We start from the raw sequence: 1,988 nt of genomic DNA on the forward strand, positions 1-1,988 counted from the left end.
GGCGTATAGCGTGAATTGACTGATCACCAGAATGGGCGCACCCAGATCAGCTGCCGACCGTTCACCCTCGAGAATCCGCAATCGGAACAGCTTGTCGGCCAGCGCTTTCGCAATGCCCTCCGTATCGGTATGGGTGACGCCGACCAAGGCCACCAATCCTTGCGGCGCGCCGTGCGCGGCCGGGTCGATCCGCCCGACCACCTCACCATCCACGCTCACCTGCGCCGACGTCACCCGCTGCACCAGTACTCGCATAGGAATCGATCTTCTCAGACGGCGCGCCCGGGCCCGCGGCGCTATCCTCGAGCAGCCGAGCATGCCCCGAATTTCATTGTGCGCCACCGGGAGTTCACGACAGTAGGCTGTGCTGGCACGGATAGCGGAAAACTGGGCGGAGCGACAGTAGTTACCGATGGCAGACGATAACAAAGACAAGACAGCCTGGCCGGGGCTCCTGAACGCGGCGAAGGCGGGGACCCTCGAGTTCGATCCGACGGCGGCGGCGCAGGGTGCGGGCTATTGTTCCGACCTGATCGGGCAGCTGCTGGCGCTCAAGAAGATAGCCGAGGGTGCCGGTCTCGACTCACTCAAGGACATCGGCACGCTGTCCTCCGGCAAGCTGCTGACGCACGCGTTCAATCAGTCGGGGACCGCGCTGATCAACGACTTCGACGCCCATGTCGCGGTGCTGACCGATATGGGTGACACCTTCTACCAAGCCGGGCGCGCCTATCTGATGGCGGATGACGGCAACGCGGACCGGTTCAAAGAGATCACGATGCCGACCAAGGCCACGGACCTCAATTCGAAACCGCCGGGCGCCAAGGATCCCAACGACATCGACGACTCCGTCCACATGTCGGACGATCTGAAGAAGTTCCGGGACGACAAGGCGAAAGCCAAGGTGGGTATCGAGCCGCACCTCGAGGGCAAGAAGTCGCTGAGCTGGGGCGACATGTACAACCTCGGCGTGTCGATGGATCCGGGCCCGTACGCGACCGCGGGTGAGACGTGGAAGTGGTTGAGCGAGCAGACCGACAAGTACATCGGTGACTTCCAGAACAATGTCCAGACCCTCGACGGGACCTGGAAGAGCACCCTGCCCGGTAGCGGTTCCGATGCCGCGCAGGCCGCGGTCAAGCAGTACTGCGCTGATCTGGGTCCGTTCGTCGAAACCATGAAGACCACGGGCGATCTGCTGAACTTCACCTCGACCTGGATGACCTCCACCCAGGAGAACATGCCGTATCAGGAGGAGGAGCCCGACTGCGCCGATCCGGATACCGACGACTACCGCGACAAGTGGAACCACGTCTATCACGATCCGTTGGGGGACACCGCCGCCACGGTGCCGAAGCTCGCCGTACCTACTCCGCTTCCTACGCCGACAAAGCCGACCACCGACGGCACCAAGCCGACCACCGACGGAACTAAGCCGACCACGGACGGCACCAAGCCGACCACCGACGGAACTAAGCCGACCACGGACGGCACCAAGCCGACCACCGACGGCACCAAGCCGACCACCGACGGAACGAAACCGACGAACGACGGCAGCAAGGACACCGGTGGCTCGCACAGCGGTGGCGGTGGTGGTGACGGCAGTGGTGGCGGTACCGCGAGCCAGTACAAGGCCCCGAACGTCCCGCCGTTGGAGAACAAGCCCGACCCGAACGCGGCAAAGCCGAACGGATCGAATCCGAATGGCACGAACCCCAACGGCACGAATCCCAACGGCACGAATCCGAACGGAACCAATCCCAACGGAACCAATCCGAGCGGGACGAATCCCAATGGCACGAACCCGAATTCATCGGTGCCGCAGGCAGGCACGGCTTCCGGCAGTTCGGGTTCCGGCTCGGACATGTCGCAGCTCACCAGCGTGCTGAGTTCCCTCATGAGCGGTGTGACCACGGGCATTTCGACGGTGGCGCAGCAACTCCCGTCCATTCTGCAGGCGCTCGAGTCGATGCATTCGACCGATCTGT

The 1,988-nt window shown here is 63.3% G+C and carries 1 protein-coding gene and 1 pseudogene; one reads left to right on the forward strand and one right to left on the reverse strand.

From position 1 onward, the window contains the following. A partial coding sequence (locus tag ACWELQ_RS44700) for a D-aminoacyl-tRNA deacylase (protein ID WP_452403023.1) occupies positions 1 to 255 on the reverse strand: 255 nt, incomplete at its 3' end. A 157-nt stretch (positions 256 to 412) separates the two neighbouring features. On the opposite strand from ACWELQ_RS44700, the pseudogene ACWELQ_RS44705 reads away from it, so the two are divergent. Then, a pseudogene (locus ACWELQ_RS44705) lies at positions 413 to 1,988 on the forward strand (hypothetical protein); the annotation flags it as partial.

Source organism: Nocardia sp. NPDC004722 (assembly GCF_053601505.1).